Origin of the sequence: Rhodococcus tukisamuensis NBRC 100609 (assembly GCF_001894985.1) — a bacterium.
GTDB classification, from domain to species: Bacteria; Actinomycetota; Actinomycetes; order Mycobacteriales; family Mycobacteriaceae; genus Rhodococcus_G; species Rhodococcus_G tukisamuensis.
In genome coordinates this window covers 24,871-47,654 of sequence record NZ_BCXG01000008.1, presented here as the reverse complement: position 1 = coordinate 47,654, position 22,784 = coordinate 24,871, and the positions used below count along the sequence as shown (strand labels likewise).

Genomic DNA, 22,784 nt, shown 5'->3' with positions numbered 1-22,784 from the left:
TCACGCCTCCTTCACGGGATCCACGACGAGTTCCTGTTTCCAGGACGGCTTGCGCAGCGCCAGGATCAGCAGCGGCACACCCAGGCCCACGATCCCGAACCCGCCGCCGACGATCAGCACGTACACCAGCACGCTGCCGCCGCCGAACTGCGAGGGCGGTACGAAACCGATGCAGAACGCCGCCACGCTGGCGACCAGGCCCACCCAGCACAGCACGAACAACGCGGGCGCGCGGTAGCCGCGCGGGTGGTCCGGCTGCTGACGCCGCAGCCGCATCGCCGCCACGAACATCAGCACGTACACCACCAGGTAGACCTGCGTGGTGATGACCGAGAGGATCCAGTACGCGCTGGAGACCTCCGGGATGAACGCGTAGAGCAGCGCGATCACGGTGGTCACCGCGCCCTGCGCCACCAGGATGTTCTGCTGGACCCCGTGCACGTTGAGCCGCTGCAGGATCGGCGGCAGGAAGCCGTCCTGCCGGCCGATCATCAGCAGTCCCTTCGACGGCCCGGCCAGCCAGGTGAGCATGCCGCCCAGTGACGCCGCGATCAGCATCAGCGCGAGGATCGGTGTGGCCCAACCGAACCCGAAGTGCGCGAAGAAGGTGTCGAAGGCCTGCATGACGCCCGCGGTCAGGGACAGACTCTCCGCCGGCACCACCCAGCTGATGGCGATGGCGGGCAGGATGAAGATGCCCAGCACCAGCCCCATCGCCACGAACATCGCGCGGGGGAACTCGCTGGCCGGCTTGCGCAGGCTCGAGACGTGCACGGCGTTCATCTCCATGCCCGAGTAGGACAGGAAGTTGTTGACGATGAGCACCAGGCTGGCGACGCCGGTCCAGGCCGGCAGCAGCGCACTGAACTCCATCGGGGCCGCGGACGGGTTGCCCTGACCGAGGAACACCACGCCCATGACGATCAGCAGCACGCCGGGTATCAGGGTGCCCAGCACCAGCCCGGCACTGGAGAGCCCGGCCACCGCCTTCATCCCCCGCGAGGACACGAACACCCCGGCCCAGAACAGGGTGACGATCACGATCGCGGTGTACGGGCCGCTCGATGCCAGTTGCGGGTTCACAACGTACGCAAAGGTGCTTGCGACGTACGCCAGCAGCGTCGGATAGTAGAAGATCGTCATCGCGAACTGACACCACACGGCCAGGAACCCGGCCTTGTCCGAGATCCCCTCGCCCACCCAGCGGTAGACGCCGCCCGCCCAACCCGACGCGAGTTCGGCGGAGACCAGCGCGGTCGGCAGCAGGAACACCAGTGCCGGGACCAGGTAGAGGAACACACAGGCCAGCCCGTACACGGCCATCGACGGGGCCGAACGCAGGCTGGCCACCGAACTGGTGGTCATCATGGCCAGGGCTATCCAGGTGATGTACTGCTGGCGCGGCGCGGGTGGTTTCCGGTGCGCCGCGGTGGAACTCGGCTCCCCTGTCGTGTCCACGCTCATTCGGTCACCATCCCGTCGGACGGGCCGCCGCGGAGTCGGCGGGCTCCCACCCACACTGTCCCCTCTACCGCGGGGGCGTGCACTCGATCGTGCGGGCCAGGCCCGGATTTCACCCGGATCGGATGAGCCGACCGGGCGCGGCTCAGCGATGCGCGTCGATCAGCTTCTCGACGCCGTCGAGCAGCAGGGCGAGCGCGAAAGTGAAGTCCGCGTCGTCCCAGTCGACGTCCGGGTCGGCGTCGAATGCGCCGTCCGCGACCGCCGCGGTCAGGTGCGGAAACTTCGCCGGGTCGAGCAGTTGCGGCAGCAACACCGAATAGTCCAGCGCGGCGGCGTACTCGGGCGACACCGTGGCGGAGGCCGCCTCGAAGTCCGCGGCGAAGCGGGCCCGTCCGATCACGTACAGCGAGGTGTTGAGGACGATCTGGAAACGCAGCGGCGGCGGCAGCGGGGTGTCCGCCAGGCAGCCGAGTCCGGCCTCGAGCCACGCGATGTTGTTGGGCCCGGTCGGCGGCACGCCCCCGAGGGACAGCTGCAGCCACCACCGGTGCCGCATCAGCGCCTGGTACTCGGAGGTGGCCCACTGCGCCAACGCATCCCGCCACGGCGTGTCCGGCTCGATGTGCGGCGCGGGCCCCACCACCCGGTCGGTGATCAGCTCGATCAGCTCGTCCTTGCTCTTGACGTACCGGTACAGCGACATGGTCGTGAAGCCCAACTCCTTGGCCAGGCGGGCCATCGACAGCGATGCGGCACCCTCCGCATCCGCGACTTCGATTGCGGTGTCGAGAATCTTCTCGAGGCTCAGCCCGCGGCGCGGCCCCCGACTGCCCGGTTCGGTGAGCCCCCAGGCGAGCCTGACAGCTCGGGGCAGATCGCCTGTCCCCGTGGTGTCCGCACCACTCGTGTCCATGTCAGTACCGCTCCCGTCGTCACCTCTTGCGCTCATCGTAAAACTGTGTACGTTATAAACCGAAGTTTATGGCATACACAGTTTCCGATTCCGGGAGAAGACTGATGACTCACGACGAACCCACCGGGGCGATTCACGTCTCCGGCCTCACCAAGTCCTACGGCGACCACACCGTTCTCGACGGCCTGGACCTGCACGTGCCTGCCGGCCGAATCTTCGCCCTGCTCGGCGCGAACGGTGCGGGCAAGACCACCACGGTCCGCATCCTGTCCACGCTGCTGCCCTTCGACTCCGGGCAGGTGAGCGTCGCCGGACACCCGCTCCCCGGCGCCGCGCGGGCGGTGCGCCGCCGCATCAGCGTCACCGGCCAGTACGCCGCGGTCGACAAGGTGCTGACCGGCCGCGAGAACCTCATGCTCGTCGCCGAGCTCAACCACCTCGGCCGGAGCGAGGCCCGTCGCCGCACGGCGGAACTGCTGGACCGATTCGACCTCGTCGACGCGGCCGACCGCCGGGCGCAGGACTACTCGGGCGGCATGGCGCGCCGGCTGGACCTGGCGATGAGCCTGGTCGCGCACCCGAAAGTCGTCTTCCTCGACGAGCCGACCACCGGACTCGACCCGCGCAGCCGTCGTGAGATGTGGTCCGTCATCCGCGAACTCGCCGACGGCGGTGTCACCATCTTCCTGACCACGCAGTACCTCGAGGAGGCCGACCAACTCGCGGATCGCGTCGCCGTCATCGACGGCGGCCGGATCGTGGCCGAGGGCACCCCCGACGAACTCAAGCGACTGGTCGACGGCGGCCGCATGGAACTGCAGTTCGCCGACCGTGCCCAGTTCGACCTCGCCGCGGGTGCCCTGCCCGGTGCGGTCACCGACGACGCCACCCTGACCGTCGAGGTACCCACCGACGGCAGCGTCGCCTCCCTCAAGGCGCTGCTGGATCGAATCGACTCCCCCGACCTCGCGGTCGAGAGGTTCGCCCTGCACACCCCCGATCTCGACGACGTCTTCTTCGCCCTCACCGATGCACCGCGCGTGCCCGGCCCCACCTCGACGAAAGCGGCGGCCCGATGAGCACCCACACCGATCGTGAACTCACCTCTGTCGTGGCCGATTCGACGGTGATGCTGCGACGCAACCTCAAACACGTCCTGCGCAGCCCGGACACCATGCTCATGGCGGCGGCGCTGCCGATCATGCTGATGCTGCTGTTCGTGTACGTCTTCGGTGGCGCGATCGACACCGGCACCGAGTACATCAACTACGTCGTCCCCGGAATCATCCTGCTGTGCGCGGCATTCGGCGCATCGACCACCGCGGTCAGCGTGTCCACCGACATGGCCGAAGGCATCATCGACCGCTTCCGCACCCTGCCCATCGCGCAGTCGTCGTTCCTGACCGGCCACGTGCTCGTCAGCGTGGTCCGCAACCTGGCGACCACCGCGATCGTCATCGCGGTCGCGCTGCTGTTGGGCTTTCGCCCGACCACCGACCCGCTGCGGTGGCTGGGGGCTCTCGGCGTCATCGGCGGCTTCATCTTCGCCCTGTCGTACCTGTCGACGGCACTGGGACTGCTCGCGAAGAACCCGGAGGCGGCGAGCGGGTTCACCTTCGCGATCATGTTCCTGCCCTACGTCAGCAGCGCGTTCGTGCCCGCCGACTCGATGCCCTCGTGGCTGCAGTGGTTCGCCGAGAACCAGCCGGTCACCCCGATCATCGAGACCGTCCGAGGACTGCTGATGGGCACCGAGATCGGCAACAGCGGCTGGCTCGCCCTCGGCTGGTGCGCGGCGATCACCGTGGCCGGCTTCGCCTGGTCGACCGTGCTCTACCGCCGGCGCGTCGCCGCCTGAAAACCAGGACCCGTCCGAGGTATCCGGTACCGGAAGAAACACCAGACCATGGGGTGCGTCGAAACCCGAGCCCCTGCGGTTAACCTGGGGTGGTGGAAGCCATCACCAGCAGTCGAGCCTCGCGACGCGCGGACCCGGCTCTGGAGAGCCCGGACGATCCGCAGGAGTTGCTGCCCCGCAAGCGCCCCACTCAGGAGCGCAGCCAGCGCAAGTTCGACGCCCTGCTCTCCTCCGCGCGCGAACTGCTGACCGAGGTCGGTTTCGAGTCGTTCACCTGCGAGGAAGTCGCCTCCCGCGCGGACGTCCCGATCGGCACGCTCTACCAGTTCTTCGCCAACAAGTACGTCATCGTGTGCGAGCTGAACCGGCAGGACTTCGCCGACGTCCGCGACGAGCTCGAGCAGTTCAACGGCGAGGTGCCGTCGCTGGACTGGCTGCGCTTCCTCAACAACTTCGTCGACCACCTGGCAAAGCTGTGGACCTCGGACCCGTCCCGGCGGGAGGTGTGGCTGGCCATGCAGTCCACCCCGTCCACCCGCGCCACCGGCAAGATCCAGGAGAAGGGGCTGGCCGGGCAGATCGCCCTGATGCTGGCCCCGTTGACTCCGCGCACCGAGCGGGACCGTCGGATCATGATGGCCGAGGTGCTGGTGCACGTCGTGTACTCGATGCTGAACTTCTCGGTGCAGGACGGCCAGAGCCACGCCGACGCCGTCGACGAACTCAAACGGCTGATGGTCGCGTATCTCCTGGTGGCGGAGAAGGAGTCCCGCTCTCACTGAGTCCCCCGGGCGCTCGGCTCCCGATCACGGACACCACACGGACGAACGAGGCCGGCCGGCGGATTTCTCCGCCGGCCGGCCTCGTGTGAAGTCCGGGTGCTGTCGGTCAGCGCGGGATCGGCACCACGATGTCCGGTTCCTCGATCACGACCATCGCCCCGGCCATGTCGCCGTCGTGCGTCAGCGACAGGTGGATGATGGCGCCCGGCAGGAACTCCGCGGCCTCGTCGTGCAGCTTGATGCTCGGCCTGCCCCAGGCGTCGTTGACCACCTCGATCTGTGCGTACGCGTTGTCACCGACGGCGGGCGGCCGGGCGAAGCGGGAGGACGCCCAGGCCTTGATGACCGCCTCCTTGGCCGCCCAGCGCACCGCGTAGTGACGCGCCGGCTCGGTGCTCTTCGACTCGCAGTACCGCCGTTCCCCCGGCCGGAAGCTCGAGAGCATCGCGGTGCCGGGGCGTCCCAGCTGCTCCGCGAACTCGGAGACGGTGACCAGGTCGAACCCGATTCCCAGGATGGCCATTACTGGCACCCCGGCAGACCGGAACGGTAGACGTCGTCGTCGCCGAGGCGCGCCTCGCACGTGAGCAGCATGTCGGCCTCGAGCTGACGGGCCGCCTGGGCGGGCACCGAGTCGCCGCCGAAGCGACGGTCCGCGGGCCGCTCGTAGAGGTCCGCGCCACCGCACATCGCCGACGCGAGACGGCGCTGACCGGCGAGAGTCCGCTCCTGCGCCTGTGCGAGGTAGTCGCCCCGCTTGGCGGCGGGGATCGACTCCACGAACGCCTGCGGGTGGACCACCGCGATCAGTCCGGACACGTGACCGAAGCCGAGGCTGGTGAGCAGGCCCGCCTTGAGCGGGAAGCTGCCACCGAAGCGCATCGCCTCACGCGGCCACACCAGGTGCTCGAACTCGGCCATCTTCGGGTCCACGCAGTCGAGGCTGCGGTTCGGCGGGACGATGCCCTGGCCGAGGACCTGGCACAGCCCGATCAGCTGGAAGGCCGCGGCGCCGCCCTTGGCGTGACCGGTCAGCGACTTCTGCGAGACCACGAACAGCGGGGAGCCCTCGCTGCGGCCCAGGGCCGCCGCCAGACGCTCGTGCAGTTCGGCCTCGTTCGGGTCGTTGGCCGCCGTCGAGGTGTCGTGCTTGGAGACCACCGAGATGTCGTCCGCGGTGACGCCGAGCGCGTTGAGCGAGAGCGCCAGCTGCGAGTCCTGGCCGCCGCGACCGGCACCCAGGGCGCCGATTCCGGGGGCCGGGATGGAAGTGTGCACGCCGTCCGCGAACGAACCGGCCCACGCCACCACACCGAGCACCGGCAGACCCATCTCCAGCGCCAGGTCGCCCCGCGCCAGCAGGATGGTGCCGCCACCGGCGGACTCGACGAAGCCGCCGCGACGACGGTCGTTGGCCCGCGAGAAGCGGCGCTCGTCGATGCCCTTGGCCGTCATGTCGGCCGACTTGGCGGTGGCCGACATGTCGCCGAACCCGACGATGCCCTCGATGCCGAGGTCGTCGAAGCCGCCGGCGACCACCAGCTGTGCCTTGCCGAGGCGGATCTTGTCGACGCCCTCCTCGACGGACACCGCCGCCGTGGCGCATGCCGCGACCGGGTGCACCATCGCGCCGTAGCCGCCGACGTAGGACTGGACCACGTGCGCCGCAATGACGTTCGGCAGGGCCTCCTGCAGGATGTCGTTCGCGCGGGACTCGCCGAGCAGGGTGTCGATGTAGAGCGAGCGCATGGACGTCATGCCGCCCATGCCGGTGCCCTGGGTGTTGGCCACCGTCGACGGGTGCACCCAGCGCAGCAGCTCCGACGGGGTGAAGCCGCCGGTCAGGAACGCGTCCACCGTGGTGACCAGGTTCCACAGGCCGACCCGGTCCACGGATCCGGCCATGTCCGCGGGGATGCCCCACTTGGTGACGTCGAACCCGGTCGGGATCTGCCCGCCCACCGTGCGGGTGAGCTTCGCCTTGCGCGGCACCCGGATCTCGGTGCCGGCCCGGCGGGTGACCTGCCAGTCGCCGCTGTCCGGCACGGCCGCCGCGACGGTGTGCTCGGGGTCGGACTCGACGAAGGCCTTGGCCTCCGCCTCGCTGCCGACCACGAAGGTCAGGTCGTTGTCCAGGAACACCGACGTCAGCAGCGGCGCGGTGTTGTCCACCATGGCGCCCTCGTCGACGTAGGTGCGGATGCCGCACCGCTCGACGACCGCGTCGTGGTAGCGCTCGGCGATCTCCGCCTCGGGCACCAGTTCACCGGACTCGGTGTCGTACCAGCCGGCGACCGGGTCGTTCTCCCACGTGAGAAGTCCCGTGTTCCAGGCCAGTTCGAGCACGCCTGCCGCCGAGAGCTCCTCGTCGACCTCCATCTCGAAACGGGTCCGGGAGGAGCCGTAGGGGCCGAGCTCGCCGGCGCCGACGATGACCACCAGGTCGGACGGGTTGACGTCCAGCTCGGGCCAGACCATCTCGGGCAGCGCGGCGGCGAGGCGAGGCGGCGCGGGCAGCGCCGCGATGGTGCCGTCCTCGTCCGCTGCGGATTCGCTTGCCGCGGAGGCCTTCTCGGCGTCCGCTGCGTCGCGGGCCAGGGCGACCAGGTCCAGGTCGACGTCGGCGAGTCCGCCGGTCAGGTCGAGCTGCACCGGTGCGGTGGCGGCCGCGCGGACCGTCTCCGGGGTGCAGCCGGCCAGCAGCTGCTCGGCCATCTCCTCGGTCGACCAGGTGCGCACACCCTTGGCCTCGACGGCCTCGACCATCGGGTCGTTGCCGCCCATCAGCCCGGTGCCGCGCACCCAGCCGATCAGGGCGTGCACCAGCGTGACCCGCTCGGCCCAGTTGCGCTCGGCGTTCCAGCGCATGACCACCGCGTCGAGCGCGGCCTTGGACTCGCCGTAGGCACCGTCGCCGCCGAACAGGCCCCGGTTCGGGGAGCCTGGCAGCACCACGTGCAGGTGCGTGTCGACGTCACGGTCGTAACCGATCTTCGACAGCCCGCCGATCAGCCGCTCGACCGACCACAGCAGCACCCGCATCTCCATCTCGGCGCGGGCGCCGGCGTCGGAGAGCTCGCCGCCCACGCGGGGCGCGGCGAACGGGAACAGCATCGTCGGGGTGACGGCCTCCTTGACCAGCTTCTTGGCGCCGCCGGCGGTCTCGGTCTGCTCGCTGCCGATCCACTCGATCAACGCATCGACGTCGGAGTAGGACGCCATGTTCGCGGGCACCACCCACAGGGCAGCACCGGCACGAGCGTTGGCGCGGTACAGCTTCCGGTAGAAGCCGAGCCGCTCCGAGTCCAGGCGCGAGGTGGTCACGAAGACCGTGGCCCCGCCGCGCAGCAGCTTGCCCGCCACCGAGGCAGCGATGGAGCCCTTGCTGGCGCCGGTGACGACGGCGACCTGGTCGGCCCACTCGGCTGCCTGGTCGTCGGACGCGACGGCGTCGGCGGCGATCCGGGCGTAGGTCGTCGCCAGCTCGGCGCGACCCTCCGCCTGTGCCCGCTGCTGCCACCAGGCGGCGTGGGCTCCCACGGTCTTGCCGGCGCCGGTGAAGTTCACCGTCTCCAGCGCGGACGCGTCGGACTCGAGCCACAGCCGGGCCAGGTCCTCGCGGGCGGTGGCCCAGCGGTCGTCGACGAGCACCGCGCGGCGCGCGTCGAAGGCCGGGGCGACCAGTCGGGGCCAGTCCGAGCCGAGCTCGGCGGAGACCAGGTCGACCAGCTCGGTGTCGGCGTCGGGAGCGGCCGAGACCGCCTCGTCGGCCAGGCCGAGCTGCTCGAGCACCAGCCGGGCCGCGGAGGCGAGCACGCCGTTGCGTCCGGTGATGTGCTCGGTGAACTCGCCGAGTGCGGCCGCGTCGACGGTGCCGCCCGCGCCGCCACCGGCGGCGGGCATCGACACTGCGGCGCCGCGACGGGAGGCCACGGACTGAACCGCGGCGTCGATCACGGCATCCACCGCGGCGCCGTCGGACAGCGCGCCCTCGTGCAGGCCGCCGAGCGACCCGCCCCGGACGCTGGAGCCGTCGCGGGTGCCGAGCGCCACCTCGGCGGTGACGTGCGACGCCCAGCCGGCGCCGAGCTCCCAGACCTTGGTGACGCGCTCCGCGATGGCCGCCGGGCGCTTGCCCGAGGGGCCGAACACCTTGCGCAGGTGGTCGTTCAGGGAGTCGGTGAGCACCGGGCCGAACGGCTTGTAGGTACGGGCCAGCTTGTTGACGGTGACCGCCAGCGCGCCCATGTCCGCGTCCGCGGCGCCGTCGATGGCGCCGAGCGAGAGCTCCGCGCCGAGGTCGACGAGCAGCTGGTTGCGGCGCGAGGACACGCCGTCGCACAGCGCCTCGATGGTGTCGGCGGGGCCGACCTGGTCCGGGCGCAGCTTGGTCCACAGCCCGATCAGCACGGCGGTGGCGTCGGACGCGGCGAAGGCGATGTCGTCGGGGCGCGGTCCGCCGGACGGGGCGGCCGGGGCCGCGGCGGGTGCCGGTGCGGCCACCGCGGCGGGCGCCGCGGTCTCGGCAACGGGGGCCTCGGGCTCGTCGTCCTCGACGGGCGCCGGGTCGGTGTCGGTGGAGAACACCACGCCGGCCTCGCGCTCGATGTTGAGCACCTCGACGGGGTTGCCGAAGCGGCCGGGCAGCTTGAGCGTCTGAGAGGCCAGGTTCGCCACGGTCGGGACCGCGCCGAGACCGATCTCGACGAAGCGCTCGACCCCGAGGCCGCCGTCGGACTCGTCGCCGAAGAGCAGGTCCTGCGTCTCGATCCACCGGACCGGGCTGGCGAACTGCCAGGCCAGCAGCTCGGCGAGCACCACGCGGCACAGGTCCGAGGGGCGTGCGGCCCACGCGTCGAAGTCCGCGAGAACCTCCGCCAGCGGCTCCGAGGGCACCAGGTCGGCGATCTCCTGGACGAAGTCGCGGCCCAGGTTGAACGGCTTGGGCACCAGGTTCGGGATGTACCGGCCGATCAGGATCGCGGGGTCGATCTCCTGCGGCAGCAGGTGCAGCAGCCGCTCGCGGAAGTCGTCGACACCGCCGCGCAGCACGGTGGAGTGGAACGGGACGTCGATGCCCGGGATCTGGATGTACGCCCGCTTGCCGCCGGTCTCGGCGCGCTTGCGGTCGATCTCCTGCTCGAGCGCGTCGAGTCCCGCGACGGTGCCTGCGATGGCGTACTGCGAGCCGCGCAGGTTCAGGTTCACGATCTCGAGGAACTCACCGGTCTCCGCGGCGACGCCCGCCACGAACTCGGCGAGGTCCTCGTCGGCGACGCCGATCTGCGAGGGCCGGATCGCGGCCAGGCGGTAGTTGGAGCGGCCCGCCGCGTCGCGGGGCACCAGTGCGTGCATCGCGGAGCCGCGCTGGAAGACCACCTCGAGGACGGCCTCGAGCGGCAGCACCCCGGCGACGGCGGCGAGCGCGTTGTACTCGCCGACCGAGTGGCCGGCCAGCAGTGAGTCCTCCACGAAGGCGCCGGCCTCGCGCAGCTCCGCAACCTGGGCGACGCCCAGCACGGCCATGGCGACCTGGGTGAACTGGGTCAGGTGCAGCACGCCGTCGGGGTGCTTGTGGGTGACCCCACGCGCCTTGAGGACGGTCGGGTTGTCGCGGACCACGGCGAGGATCGAGAAGCCGAGTGCCTGGCGGGTGTGCTTGTCGGCACGGTCCCAGATCTCGCGGGCGGCCTTGGAGCGGGCGCGGGCGTCGAGGCCCATGCCCGGACGCTGGATGCCCTGGCCGGGGAAGGCGTAGACGGTCTTCGGCGCGTCGGTGCGGCCGGAGGCGACCATCACCAGTTCGCCGTCGACGCGGCAGCCGACCTCGATGACCTCGGCGCCGCCGTCGAAGGCGGTGCGGTCCACGCGGACGTCGATCTCGGCGCCGGGCCGGACCATGCCGAGGAAGCGTGCGGTCCAGGCGGTGAGCCGGCGCGCGGGGACGGTGGCCGTCGGGTCCACGGCGGTCACGACCTGCTGGGCGGCGGCGGAGAGCCACATGCCGTGCACGATCGGGCTGCCGAGCCCGGCGAGCAGCGCCGCGGCGTCGGAGGTGTGGATCGGGTTGTGGTCGCCGGAGACCCGGGCGAAGGCACCCATGTGACGCGGCGCGACGATCGTCGCCTGACGGCGGCGGCGGCGCGGGGTGTCGGTCGCGGCGTCGGTCAGCGAACCGCCGGCGCGGACCGGGTCGGCCAGCTCGCCCTTGCCGGTGCGGCCGCGGATCGCGAACCGCTCCACCATGGTGGCGAACGTCGGGGCGGCGGTGCCCTCCTCGCCGCGCATGGCGCCGACCTCGACGTGGACCTCGACGACGCGGCCCATGTCGGTGTCGACGACGGAGATGCCCTCGGCCTTGACGGTGAGCACGGCGGCGTCGGCCGGGACGGCGTCGACCAGGTTGACCGCGTGGTCGAGGTGCACCAGGTCGAGCATGCCCTCGATGGCGTGGATGCCCTCGGAGGTGGTCGCGGCGCCGAGTACGGCGAACACGGCCGGCCAGCAGGCGCCCACGATGACGTCGGGCACGGCGCCGGCGCCGGGGATCAGCGACTCCGGCAGGCCGGACGCGGTGACGCCGGCGTGGTCCGCGACGAGGTCGGGGATCCAGGCGACGTTCAGCCGGGCGGTGGCGTTCTTGACGGCGGGCAGGTCCTGGCCGGCGGCCACGCCGAGCAGCGCGGACATGGCGGCCTCGGCGTCGGCGTCGGTGACCACGGGGGCGCCGCCGTCACGGGTGGAGGCGGGCACGGTCAGGCGGATGGTGACCGCGCGGCCGGCGACGAGCGGCACGCTGAGCTCGGCGGTCTCGGCGTCGACGGCGCGCAGCACGGCACCGGTGGTGGCGTGGGTGGCGGCCGTCTCCTCGACGGTCCAGGCGGCGAGGTCGCCGAGGCGGTGCACCGGGTTGCGGGTCAGTCGCGAGGCCCACAGCACGTCCGGCGAGGCCAGCACGACGGCGAGCAGGCCGCGGGCCTGGGTGCCGTGGCGGCGGGCGGTCACCTCGGTGGGCGTGACGCCCGCGCCGAGCAGCTCGTCGGTGGTGGCGCGCTCGAAGCGGTCGAGCAGCTCGCCGACCGGCTCGTCGACGCGGGTGATGCCCGCGACGGCGACGGTGCCGGGGATGACGCACACCTGGTCGGCGGAGTAGCGCGGGTCGTGGGCCTGCCACAGCGAGTCGGAGCGCCACCAGCGGCGGACGTCCTTGTCGATGACCGGCACGAAGTTCACCGGCTTGCCGGCGATCTTGCACAGCGAGGTGAAGAACGGGACGTCCGCCGGGTGCAGCACGGTGTCCGCGGCGTCCGGGTAGGCGGCCGTGAGGGCGCACAGCGCGGCCTCGGGCCGCTCGAGCGTCGCCTCGTCGGCGAAGAGGGTCTGGATCGGGCCCCTGTCGTTGCGGTGCAGCCGGGCCTCGGCGCGCTGCAGCATCTGGGCGAAGCGGTCGCGCCAGGTGACGTCGAGCCACACGGACTCGGTGGCGTCGGCGTAGGCCTCGGACCAGTCGGTGCCGCAGTCGAAGACCTTGGCTGAGTCGATGCCGACGGCCAGCTCCAGGTAGCGGCGCAGCCAGCGCTCGTAGCTCATGGTCGCGACGTCGCCGAAGTACGGCTTCGCGGTGCCGTCGAGGGCGGCGACGATCTCGTCGCGGCGCTCGGCGACGGCGTCCGCGTCACCGGCGACCTCGTCGAGCAGGCGGCCGGTACGCGAGGCCGCGTTGTCGATCTCGTGGATGTCGGCGCCGAGCTGGCTGCGGCCGGAGGCCATGCCGCCCGCCGCGGTGCCCGCACCGACCCAGTCGGGGGTGCCGGGGGTGTCGACGAGCAGCTGCTTGACCTCGGGCGAGGTGGTGGCCTCGAGGGTCGCCATCGCCGCGGTGCCGACGAGGATGCCGTCGACCGGCATCGCCGGGTAGCCGGCCGCCTCGGACCAGCGGCCGGTGAGGTACTCGGCCGCCCGCTCCGGGGTGCCGATGCCGCCGCCGACGCAGATCACCAGGTTCGGCCGGGCGCGCAGCTCGGCGTAGGTGGTGAGCAGGAGGTCGTCGAGGTCCTCCCAGGAGTGGTGGCCACCGGCCTTGCCGCCCTCGATGTGGACGATGACCGGGTAGTCGGGGACCTCGTTGGCGATGCGGATCACCGAACGGATCTGCGCGACGGTGCCGGGCTTGAACGCGACGTGGCTGATGCCGGCCTCGCCGAGCTCCTCGATCAGCGCGACGGCCTCGTCGAGCTCGGGGATGCCGGCGGTGACGATGACGCCGTCGATCGGGGCACCGGCGGCGCGGGCCCGCTGCACGAGGCGCTTGCCGCCGAGCTGGAGCTTCCACAGGTAGGGGTCCAGGAACAGCGAGTTGAACTGCACGGCGCGGCCCGGCTCGAGCAGTGTCTGCAGCTCGGCGACGCGGTCGGTGAAGATCTGCTCGGTCACCTGGCCGCCGCCGGCCAGCTCGGCCCAGTGGCCGGCGTTGGCCGCCGCGGCGACGATCTTGGCGTCGACCGTCGTCGGGGTCATGCCCGCGAGCAGGATGGGCGAGCGGCCGGTCAGCCGGGTGAAGGCGGTGGAGGTGGCGACCTTGCCGTCGGGCAGCGTCACCAGGGTGGGGGCGAACTCGGTCCATGCCTTCTGCACCTCGGGCGCCGCGCCGGGGGTCAGCAGGTTGCGCTGGCCGCCGCGGGTGGAGGCCGCGACGATGCCGACGCCGCGGCCGCGCAGTGCGTTGACGGTCATCCGGGTGAGCAGGTCGCCCGGGCCCAGGTCCAGGATCCAGGACGCGCCGGCGTCGACGGCGTTGTCCACCTCGACGACCCAGTCGACCGGGTCGGTGAGGCAGGCGCACGCGAGGCGGGTGGCGAGGTCGGCGTCGAGGCCGCAGCGCACGGCCCAGGCGCCGACGGTGTCGACGGCGTCGGCGAGCGCGGGGTGGTGGAAGCCGATTTCCACGGCCAGCGGCTCGAACACGGGCGAGAACACGGCGCCGCCACGCTTCTTGGCGTCACGCTCGCGGGCCTCGTCGGCGGCGACCTGCTCGGCGCGCTGCTGGACGCGGGCGAGCTGCGCCGGCGGGCCGGAGAGCACCACGCGACGGCGACCGTTGCGGATGGCCATGACGGCCGCGCACTCGCTGTCGAGGCCGCGGCCGACCTCGTCGACGATGGCCTGCATCCGGGCGGGGTCGACGTCGGAGACGGCGAGCATGGGGGCGCGCTCGGCGCCGCCGAGGACGCCGCGACGACGGCCGACCAGGACGGCAGCCGCGCCGATCAGCTGCGCGATCGCAAGGAGGGAGGCGTCCGCGTTGCCACCGGTGGCGACGGACTCGGCGGCGAGCAGGCCCTGCGAGTGGCCGATGACGGCGACGGGCGGGGTGCGCTCAGGGTCGAGGCCCTGCAGGCGCAGCGACTTCAGGGCCGCGATCTGGGTGAGGAGCACGCCGGGCAGGGACACCGAGGCGGAGGTGAGTGCGGCGGCGGACGGGCCCGCCGGGGCGGCGCCCTCGTCGACGACGTCCTGCTCGAGGATCCAGCCGATCGGGTCGAAGCCGGCGGGCCGGACCACGAGGAGATCCTGGGCGACGGGCGCGAGCAGCGCGGCGGCCTCGTTGACCAGTGCGGTCATGTCGGGCTCGAGGCCGTTGTCGCGAATCAGCTCTTCGAGGGGGCTCAGCCACGCGGCGCCCTGGCCGCCGAAGGCGAGGGCGTAGGGCTCACCGGACAGGAAGCGGTCACGCAGGGGGGACTTCGCCGGCCCGGCGCTCGGTGCGAACCGCGACCGTCCGGCGCCGTTCCCCTGGCCCGCTGGTGTGCTCTCGTCGATCGTCACGCTGGACAGTCCTCTCCTGGTCGGAACCCACCGAGATCTGAAGCCTCACGCGGCCTATCGGCGAGCACACGGGAGTCCTTCGACGGGTCCCGTCAGGTTTGCACAGAATCATGAGGACTTCCTCACGTTTATGACCTGGACAAGCGTTCTACCAGGTAGTAGGCGTGATGCAGGTCACAAAAGCGGCCCCGAAGTGACTCGCGAGTAGGAAAAGAACGCGCTGGCTGAGCCGAAAACGGGGCGCCGCCAAACCTGAGGAACTCCTCATATTGATCGTTATAAAGTTGTTATATACGCCACAGCGTAGACCGGGCTCCGACGGGCCCTTCAAGACCCTTTCGGCGCGGTGCAAAGCGGGATGCGCGGCCCCCGCCGGTCGGGGCGGGGATGCCCGGCCGCCCCGACGAGACCGCCCGAAACCGGGCGTCCGCCACCGCGACTGCGCAGTCGAGCACCGGGAGGATTCGGGGCAACGCCGTGGCGTAGTCTGTCCCGGTCACGCGCGAGTGGCGGAATTGGCAGACGCGCCAGGTTTAGGTCCTGGTGTCCTAGGACGTGGGGGTTCAAGTCCCCCCTCGCGCACAGGGAGCAGTCCACTGACTGCGACAGACGAGGTCACGAACTCTGAAAGGGTTCGTGACCTCGTTCTGGTTGGCTGAGGCGTTCGTGAGTGAACTCTTGTCGAGATGGCTTTTCGGCTCTGCAGGACACGTCGCTTTGCATTCTGACTCGATCACAATGAGATTCATCGGTCATGGACGGCCCGACACCCTCGTGGAAGCGCGGTCGCGACTCGACGTTCACCTCGACGAGCAGCGGGTCCAGGGTTGGACGAAGTGGCGTGCAGAGGACAGCCACGGCGAAATGATCGGCCGTGCGGGTTTCGGTGGGGTCGGCTCTTGCAGTTCCACGACCTGCGACGACGAGGTCACGATCTCGACAGGGTCTGCGACCCGTTTTCACGCGCAGGGTGCAGCGGTCACGAGACCTCCCGGCCGTTTACCCCAGTTCACCGTGAAAATGCCGACGCACCCACGCCCGTGTCGCGGCGGGAGTGCGTAGGTTGGCCTGGCGCGCGATGAGTTTCTCGGGCGCGGGGAGTCTCAACCTCTGCATCCATCGTCAAGAGGGCAGGAGAACCGAGTGACACAGCTACTGCGAGTCCAGAACTTCAACGTCTCGAGTGACGGAATCGGTGCCGGTGAGCACCAAAGCCTCGAGAGTCCGTTCGGCCTCGACCCCGGGAAGATGTTCGCCTGGGCCGGCGCTACCGCCAGCTGGCCCATGCGCACCGACCCCGGCGGAAGCCGCGGGCTCGACGACTACTTCACCCGTGACTACGCACGCAACATCGGCGCCGAGATCATGGGCCGCAACAAATTCGGACCCCAACGCGGGCCCTGGAACAACCTCGAGTGGCGCGGCTGGTGGGGGGACGAGCCCCCGTTCCGCACCCCGGTGTTCGTCATGACCCACCACGAGCGCCCCTCCTTCACCCTCTCCGACACCACCTTCCACTTCGTCGACGGCGAGCCTGCCGGCGTCCTCGAGCGGGCACGTGAGGCGGCCCAGGGCAAGGACGTCCGGCTCGGCGGCGGGGTCACCACCATCCGGGAATTCCTCGACGCCGACCTCGTCGACACGATGCACGTGGCGGTCTCTCCCGTGAAGCTCGGATCCGGACTGCGACTCTGGGAGTCACCCGACGAGCTACTCGACCGCTTCCACCTCGAGGTCGTCCCCAGCCCGAGCGGCGTTGCCCACCACCTGTTCTGGCGAAAGTGATTCCGAGGAGTCAGAGGGCGCGCGGGTATCGGGAATCCTCGGTCGGGAGCACCTGGCAAGCGTGCTCGAGCGGAGGTCGCGACTTCAACCGGCGTTCTAGCGATTGGGCCGACTGAACGGAGGGGTGAAGCCCGACCAGGCCGTGTTCTGGTCGTAGTAGACGTCGGTCAGGTCCACGCCGGTCAGTTTCGCGCCGGTCAGATTCGTGCCGGTCAGGTTCGCGCCGTACAGGTCGGCGTCGGTCAGGTCCGCGCCGGACAGGTCGGCGTCGGTCAGGTCCGCGCCGGACAGGTTCGCGCCGGACATCGCCGCGCCATAGAGGTCGGCGTCGGTCAGGTCCGTGCCGGTCAGGTCCGTGCCGGTCAAGTTCGCGCCGTACATGTTCGCGTCGTTCAGGTGTGCGCCGGACACGCAGGTGTATGCGAGGTCGATCGGGTTGGGTCCGTCTCTGGTCGCGTCGCGTCGGCCGATCACCGTTACGGCAGCCTGGCTGTCTACCGCGAGCATCCGACCGGGATTGGTGCGCTGCGAGCATTCGGACGTAGCTGGGGCATGGGTGCGGACGAAGGCGCCGAGGACCTCGAACACGGTGGGGTGATCTGTCGGGGAGTCTCGGGCAAGGCGCTCCAAGGAATAGATGCCGCCCAATCGAACGTCCATGTTGTCCGAGCCGATTTGTTCTGTCGCCTTGGAGAACCTGTCGGTGACCTGACCCTGCTCGGACAGCCCGTATTGATTCTCGGTAGCACTCAAGGAGTGGCCCGTAAACCAGAGTGCCGCAACGGCGGCGGCCGCCGTGGCCAGAGAGGCGACCTTCGGCCAGCCGTCCCAGGCGAAAAGCGCGAGCAGGAAGCGCCGGACCTGCCGGATCCACCTCTGCCACCGCCGTTGCGGTGGCGGCCTGGTCAACCGAATGCCACTGTGCGAGCGGCTCACGGCACCAGCAGCCGCGGCGCGGCGAGATTGCCGCGGGGACGGGGAGCCGGAACTCATGTCTTCATCATTCAGGCCCCATTCGGTCCACGTGACGCCTTTGCCTGGTTACCTGTTCCGTCGCGACCACTGCCACACCATCTGAATTTGCTTCGGCTTTTGCATATGCACAGTGGGACTACACCCGGTCGCGACCACCGACTGGAAACCCGCAACTCCGAAGGGACGCGCTCAGCGCCGCTGACTGTTGCCGCGCGTGGACGGACCGCAGGGCGGTCGGACTTCGTCCGCCGTCGGCACTCCCCGGTGGCGGCGAGCGCAAGATAACGTTTCTATAACTGTACCTATCAATGACTCGGTGAACCCCCATACTTCCGAGGCAGTGTCGCGCGCCACACTGTGCCCGAGAAGAAGCAGGAGACGCCGATGACAGTCGTGGACACCGAGGGGCTCGAACCGACGAATGCCGGTCAGTCGACGTCGACTCCCCCGCCCCGGGCGTTCGCCGCGCGCCTGGCGATGGCGAACCTGGGCCTGTCCATGGCACTGATCACGCCGGTGGTCGTCACCATGCAGCTGCGCATCGAACACCTCGACCCGGACCACAAGGAACGGACCCTCGGCCTGGTCCTCGGAATCGGCGCGCTCCTGGCGCTCGTCGGGAACCCGCTCGCCGGCCGGCTCTCGGACCGGACCTCGTCGCGATTCGGCCGCCGCCGGCCGTGGCTGATCGGCGGAGCCCTGGTGGGCACCGCCGGCCTGACGGTCGTCGCGACGGTGCCGTCGATCGCGGGCGTGATCGTCGGATGGTGCCTGGCCCAGCTCGCGTTCAACGCCGTCATGGCCGCACTGACGGCCACGATCCCCGATCACGTGCCGCCGGAACAACGCGGACTCGCCTCGGGTGCGATGGGCTTCAGCCAGATCATGGCGATCGTCGTCGGCGTCCTGCTCGCCACCGCGCTGCCCGGCCCCGCGAAGTTCCTGGTGCCGGCCGCGATCGGCGTGGTCCTGATCACCGCCTTCGCCGTGACCCTGCCCGATCCGCAGGTGCCCGCCCCGCGCGAGCCGTTCTCCTTCCGGATGTTCGCGGGCAGTTTCTGGGTCAATCCGCGGCGCCACCCGGACTTCGGCTACGCCTGGCTCACCCGGTTCCTCGTCATGCTCGGCGTCGCGATGCCGATGTCGTTCCTGCTGTTCTTCCTCCAGGACCGGATCGGCATGTCCAGCGAAGAGGCCGCCGCCGGGGTCGCGACGCTGGTCGGCACGAGCTACGCACTCACCGCGCTGATGTCCGGGCTGGGCGGTTGGGTCTCCGACAAGGTCGCGCGCCGCAAGGCATTCGTGATCGGGTCGGCACTGACCATGTCCGCCGGCCTGGCCCTGCTGGCCACGGCAAGCACCTTCACCATGGTGATCGTCGCCGAACTCGTCATCGGCATCGGCACGGGACTGTTCTTCGCGGTGGACATGGCGTTGGTCACCCAGGTGCTGCCGGACCCGCGGACGGCGGCGAAGGACCTCGGCGTCATCAACATCGCGAACGCGTTGCCGCAGTCGCTGGCGCCGGCCATCGCGCCGATGTTCCTCGCGATCGGACCCGAGAAGAACTATCCGCTGCTGTTCACCTTCGCCGCGCTGTCTGCGCTGGTCGGAGCCGTCCTGGTCACGCGGATCAAGGGAGTCAACTGACGGTCCCGGCCGGGCGGCCCGGGTGCCGGGCCGCCGCCGCGCCGTCGGCCCCGGTCACCGCCCGCGGCGCGGGCCCGCCGCCCGCGTGCGGCACGGACCGAGACGGCGCCGTCGGCGTGGTCCACCGGCCCGCCGACGGCGCCGGGCGTCGTTTCGGCCGCCCTGTCGGCTCGGGTACCGTCGAGGCATGGCAAGTTCACCATCCCGGCGCCGACCAGCACTGATCCTGTTCGTCGTCATCGCGGCAGGCGCCTGCCTGGCGTTGGGATGGTGGCAGTGGACGCGGTTCGAGGCCGCGGGCGGCACCGGCCAGAACCTCGGCTACGCCTTCCAGTGGCCCCTGTTCGCGGCCTTCGTGGTCTACGCGTACCGCAGGTTCGTGCAGCTCGAGGACGCCGATCCGGAGGCTCCGGTCGCCGGGGCGGACGAGGGTCCCCGCGAGATCCCCGCCGACCTGCTGCCCCAACGGGCCTCCGTCGGCGCAGCGGCGACAATCGGCACCGACGTCGACGACCCCGAGGTCGAGGCCATAGCGGCGTACAACAACTACCTCGCGCAGATCCGCGCCGAGGGCGATAGGAGCACCACGTGAGCACGGCCCCCGAAGACACCGTCGAGACCGCGCCGGTCCGCGACAACAAGAAGATCGCCGCGGCACTGCTGCGCTACCGGGTCCTCGCCTACGCCACCGGCATCTGGCTGCTGGTGCTCACCGCCGAGATGGTCGCCAAGTACATCTTCAAGGTCGACAACCTGCCGAGCTGGATCGCCATCGTGCACGGCTGGGTCTACTTCGTGTACCTGATCCTGACGATGGACCTCGCGGTGAAGGTGCGCTGGCCCGCGGGCCGGACCGTCGGCACCCTGCTCGCCGGCACCGTCCCGTTCCTGTCCTTCTTCGTCGAGCACTGGCGCACCCAGCAGGTCAAGCGCGACTTCGGCGTCTAGTCGCCCGCTCCGCCGAGTGTGCACCTGCCGGGGCGTCGCCCGAGAAGTGCACACTCGGCGGACGCGGCTAGGACCCGCCGCCGCCCTTGACCACGGGCTGACCGGTCAGCGTCGCAACCAGGTAGACCAGCCAGTCGCAGGGCGTCTGCGGAATCATCCTCGGGGTCATCGGCACCCTTTCCTTTCGGTCGGCCGGGCTCGTCTGCCCGCACCGGCGCCGCCGAGTGTGCACCTGCCGGGGCGTCGCGCGGGGGCAAACGACGAAAAGTGCACACTCACGCCATTGACCGAATGCGGCATTCGTTCACGTCAAGTGAACGAATGCCGCATTCGGTCGACAGGGAGGTCGACCGGTCAGCGGCCGGACAGCGCCGCGAGGTCGGGCACCAGCTGCGCCAGCGCACGACCGCGGTGCGAGGCCGCGTCCTTCTCCTCCGGCAACAGCTGCGCCGCGCTGCGCTGCTCCCCCGCCGGCACGAACACCGGGTCGTAGCCGAAGCCGCCGTCGCCGCGCGGCTCCCGGGCGATCGCGCCGGGCCACGTCCCGCGCACGACGCGCTCCGCCCCGCCCGGCGTCACCAGCGCGCACGCCGAGACGAAGGCCGCGCCCCGCCGCGCGTCCGGCACGTCCAGCAGCTGCGCCAGCACCAGCGCGGTGTTCGCGCCGTCGTCCCCGTGCACGCCCGACCACCTCGCGGACAGCACCCCGGGCATGCCGTTCAGCGCGTCCACCTCGAGTCCGGAATCATCTGCGACACAGGGCATTCCGGTCGCCGCAACCGCGTCACGCGCCTTCGCCAGGGCGTTCTCCTCGAAGGTGGCGCCGGTCTCCGGCGCCTCCGGGAAGTCCGGCACCTCGTCGAGGCCGACCAGCTCGATGCCGCTCACCCCGGCGGTCTCGAGCACCCGCCGCAGCTCGCGCAGCTTCTTGGCGTTACGGCTCGCGACCAGCAGCCGGACCGCCTCAGGCACCGAACTTCTTCTTCGCCGCCTCAGGGTTCTTCGGCTCGGGCAGCTCGCCCGGGTACGGCATCTCCAGTGCCTGCCGCTGCAGCTCGAACAGGTGCTCGCAGCCCGCCAGCGCGGAGTCCAGCATCTTGTCCAGGGTGGTGCGCGGGAAGGTCGCGCCCTCGCCGGTGCCCTGCACCTCGACCAGGGTTCCCGTGTCGGTGGCGACGATGTTCATGTCGACCTCGGCGCGCGAGTCCTCCTCGTACGGCAGGTCCAGCCGGACCCGGCCGTCCACGACGCCGACACTGACGGCGGCGATGCCGCAGGAGATCGGCTGCGGGTCGGTCAGCAGGTCCGCCGCCCGCAGGTAGGTGACGGCATCGACGAGCGCGACGTACGCGCCGGTGATCGCCGCGGTGCGGGTGCCGCCGTCGGCCTGGAGCACGTCGCAGTCGATGGCGATGGTGTTCTCGCCGATCGCGGCGAGGTCGATGCAGGCGCGCAGCGAGCGGCCGACCAGCCGGCTGATCTCCTGGGTGCGTCCGCCGACCTTGCCCTTGACCGACTCGCGGCCGCTGCGGGTGTGGGTGGCCGCCGGGAGCATCGCGTACTCCGCGGTGAGCCAGCCGAGGCCGGAGCCCTTGCGCCAGCGGGGCACGCCCTCCTCCACGCTGGCCGTGCACATCACCCGGGTGTTGCCGAACTCGACCAGCACCGACCCTGCGGGGTGACTGGTGAAGCCTCGGGTGATCCTTACCTCGCGGAGTTCGTCGTCCGCCCTGCCGTCCAGTCGTCTGCTCACCTGGGTCAGCCTAATCGGTGGGCCCGGTCAGATCGCGAAGACATCCCCGGGCAGGACGGCGTGCACGGGTCCGGAGAACTCTGCCTTCGCCTCGGCGATGACGTCCTCGCGGGAGGTCCACGGCGGAATGTGAGTGAGCAGCAGCTCGCCGACGCCGGCCCGCGCCGCGACCTGACCGGCCTCGGTCCCGGACAGGTGGATGCCCTCGGGACGGTCGGGGCTGTGCGTCCACGACGCCTCGCACAGGAACACGTCCACCCCGCGGGCCAGTTCGACCACCTCGTCGCACATGCCGGTGTCCCCGGAGTACGCCAGGCTGCGGCCGTCCGGATCGGTGAACCGGAGCCCGTACGCCTCCGGCGGGTGGAACACCCGGCGGGCCTCGACGGTCAGCGCACCGAACTCCACCGAGCGCCGGTCCTCGAGGAGCCTCAGGTCGATGGTGTCGGAGATGTCGTCGGTTTCGCCGGCGAGTTCCGCGGACGCCGCGCCGATCCGGGAGTCGGTGCCGCTGGGGCCGTACAACAGGGCGCGCCCGGCCGGCTTCACCGGGTGGTAGCGGCGCCAGACGAGCAGCCCGGGCAGGTCGAGGCAGTGGTCGGCATGCAGGTGGGTCAGGAAGATCGACACCTCGCCGGGGTCGGCGTACCGCTGCAGCGCGCCCAGTACGCCGGGCCCGAAGTCGATGACCACCGGCGGTGTGTCGGGTGCGGTCAGCAGGTAGCCCGACGCGGGCGAATCGGGGCCGGCGACGCTGCCCGAACAACCCAGGACGGTGATGCGCATGAGTGCCATGCTGCCACGAGCCGTCAGTCCCTTGAATACTTCCCG

15 protein-coding genes and 1 tRNA gene are annotated in these 22,784 nt (G+C 70.8%); 8 read left to right on the top strand and 8 right to left on the bottom strand.

Translation table 11 applies throughout. The annotated features are described in order from the left end of the window. Window positions 1–1,464 (bottom strand): glutamate/gamma-aminobutyrate antiporter GadC, encoded by a 1,464-nt coding sequence (gadC, locus tag RT2_RS11200; RefSeq protein ID WP_072844873.1) that lies wholly within the window; start codon window positions 1,462–1,464, stop codon window positions 1–3. A gap of 142 nt (window positions 1,465–1,606) precedes the next feature. Next, entirely contained in the window at window positions 1,607–2,413 is an 807-nt protein-coding gene (locus tag RT2_RS11195) for a TetR/AcrR family transcriptional regulator (RefSeq protein ID WP_245709459.1), read from the bottom strand. A 68-nt stretch (window positions 2,414–2,481) separates the two neighbouring features. Here RT2_RS11195 and RT2_RS11190 point away from each other — a divergent pair, with 68 nt between their 5' ends. The 3 genes from RT2_RS11190 (at window position 2,482) to RT2_RS11180 (ending at window position 5,017) form a co-directional block, all read left to right on the top strand. Next, window positions 2,482–3,456 (top strand): ATP-binding cassette domain-containing protein, encoded by a 975-nt coding sequence (locus tag RT2_RS11190; RefSeq protein ID WP_072844871.1) that lies wholly within the window; start codon window positions 2,482–2,484, stop codon window positions 3,454–3,456. Further along, window positions 3,453–4,235, top strand: coding sequence for an ABC transporter permease (locus tag RT2_RS11185; protein ID WP_072844870.1), 783 nt, complete (start codon window positions 3,453–3,455; stop codon window positions 4,233–4,235). The genes RT2_RS11190 and RT2_RS11185 overlap by 4 nt, the downstream gene beginning before the upstream one ends. Window positions 4,236–4,327: 92 nt before the next feature. Then, a complete protein-coding gene (locus RT2_RS11180; RefSeq protein ID WP_072845007.1) occupies window positions 4,328–5,017 on the top strand; it encodes a TetR family transcriptional regulator in 690 nt (229 codons plus the stop codon). Between the two features lie 106 nt (window positions 5,018–5,123). Here RT2_RS11180 and acpS read toward each other — a convergent pair whose 3' ends face one another. Beyond that, entirely contained in the window at window positions 5,124–5,540 is a 417-nt protein-coding gene (gene acpS, locus RT2_RS11175) for a holo-ACP synthase AcpS (RefSeq protein WP_072844869.1), read from the bottom strand. Then, window positions 5,540–14,842, bottom strand: coding sequence for a type I polyketide synthase (locus tag RT2_RS11170; protein WP_072844868.1), 9,303 nt, complete (start codon window positions 14,840–14,842; stop codon window positions 5,540–5,542). Before RT2_RS11170 ends, acpS begins: the two co-directional genes overlap by 1 nt. Before the next feature lie 500 nt (window positions 14,843–15,342). Here RT2_RS11170 and RT2_RS11165 point away from each other — a divergent pair. Further along, window positions 15,343–15,424, top strand: a tRNA-Leu gene (locus tag RT2_RS11165). A gap of 561 nt (window positions 15,425–15,985) precedes the next feature. Next, complete coding sequence (locus RT2_RS11160; protein ID WP_072844867.1) at window positions 15,986–16,627, top strand: dihydrofolate reductase family protein; 642 nt, start codon at window positions 15,986–15,988, stop codon at window positions 16,625–16,627. Between the two features lie 96 nt (window positions 16,628–16,723). Here RT2_RS11160 and RT2_RS25100 read toward each other — a convergent pair whose 3' ends face one another. After that, window positions 16,724–17,563, bottom strand: coding sequence for a pentapeptide repeat-containing protein (locus tag RT2_RS25100; RefSeq protein ID WP_169888297.1), 840 nt, complete (start codon window positions 17,561–17,563; stop codon window positions 16,724–16,726). A 423-nt stretch (window positions 17,564–17,986) separates the two neighbouring features. Here RT2_RS25100 and RT2_RS11150 point away from each other — a divergent pair, with 423 nt between their 5' ends. The 3 genes from RT2_RS11150 (at window position 17,987) to RT2_RS11140 (ending at window position 20,200) form a co-directional block, all read left to right on the top strand. Then, the gene (locus RT2_RS11150) at window positions 17,987–19,252 is read left to right on the top strand and encodes an MFS transporter (RefSeq protein WP_072845006.1); all 1,266 of its coding nucleotides are present in this window, start codon (window positions 17,987–17,989) and stop codon (window positions 19,250–19,252) included. 187 nt (window positions 19,253–19,439) lie between these two features. Next, window positions 19,440–19,844, top strand: a complete 405-nt coding sequence (locus RT2_RS11145) for a transcriptional regulator (RefSeq protein ID WP_072844865.1) — start codon at window positions 19,440–19,442, stop codon at window positions 19,842–19,844. After that, window positions 19,841–20,200, top strand: coding sequence for a DUF3817 domain-containing protein (locus tag RT2_RS11140; protein WP_072844864.1), 360 nt, complete (start codon window positions 19,841–19,843; stop codon window positions 20,198–20,200). Before RT2_RS11145 ends, RT2_RS11140 begins: the two co-directional genes overlap by 4 nt. Before the next feature lie 354 nt (window positions 20,201–20,554). On the opposite strand, the gene rdgB is transcribed toward RT2_RS11140, so the two are convergent. The 3 genes from rdgB to RT2_RS11125 are packed head-to-tail and all read right to left on the bottom strand — an operon-like array spanning window position 20,555 to window position 22,739. Further along, window positions 20,555–21,172, bottom strand: a complete 618-nt coding sequence (gene rdgB, locus RT2_RS11135; RefSeq protein WP_072844863.1) for an RdgB/HAM1 family non-canonical purine NTP pyrophosphatase — start codon at window positions 21,170–21,172, stop codon at window positions 20,555–20,557. Beyond that, window positions 21,165–21,953 (bottom strand): ribonuclease PH, encoded by a 789-nt coding sequence (gene rph / locus RT2_RS11130; protein WP_072844862.1) that lies wholly within the window; start codon window positions 21,951–21,953, stop codon window positions 21,165–21,167. Before rph ends, rdgB begins: the two co-directional genes overlap by 8 nt. 27 nt (window positions 21,954–21,980) lie before the next feature. Beyond that, a complete protein-coding gene (locus RT2_RS11125) occupies window positions 21,981–22,739 on the bottom strand; it encodes a cyclic nucleotide-degrading phosphodiesterase (protein WP_072845005.1) in 759 nt (252 codons plus the stop codon). Between the last annotated feature and the right edge of the window lie 45 nt (window positions 22,740–22,784).

Excerpts from the sequence above, each read along its gene's own strand:
- RT2_RS11145 (WP_072844865.1), top strand. The coding sequence starts at position 19,440 with ATGGCAAGTTCACCATCCCGGCGCCGACCAGCACTGATCCTGTTCGTC.
- RT2_RS11195 (WP_245709459.1), bottom strand. The coding sequence starts at position 2,413 with ATGAGCGCAAGAGGTGACGACGGGAGCGGTACTGACATGGACACGAGT.
- RT2_RS11125 (WP_072845005.1), bottom strand. The coding sequence starts at position 22,739 with ATGCGCATCACCGTCCTGGGTTGTTCGGGCAGCGTCGCCGGCCCCGAT.
- gadC (WP_072844873.1), bottom strand. The coding sequence starts at position 1,464 with ATGAGCGTGGACACGACAGGGGAGCCGAGTTCCACCGCGGCGCACCGG.
- RT2_RS11190 (WP_072844871.1), top strand. The coding sequence starts at position 2,482 with ATGACTCACGACGAACCCACCGGGGCGATTCACGTCTCCGGCCTCACC.
- RT2_RS11185 (WP_072844870.1), top strand. The coding sequence starts at position 3,453 with ATGAGCACCCACACCGATCGTGAACTCACCTCTGTCGTGGCCGATTCG.
- acpS (WP_072844869.1), bottom strand. The coding sequence starts at position 5,540 with ATGGCCATCCTGGGAATCGGGTTCGACCTGGTCACCGTCTCCGAGTTC.
- RT2_RS11150 (WP_072845006.1), top strand. The coding sequence starts at position 17,987 with ATGACAGTCGTGGACACCGAGGGGCTCGAACCGACGAATGCCGGTCAG.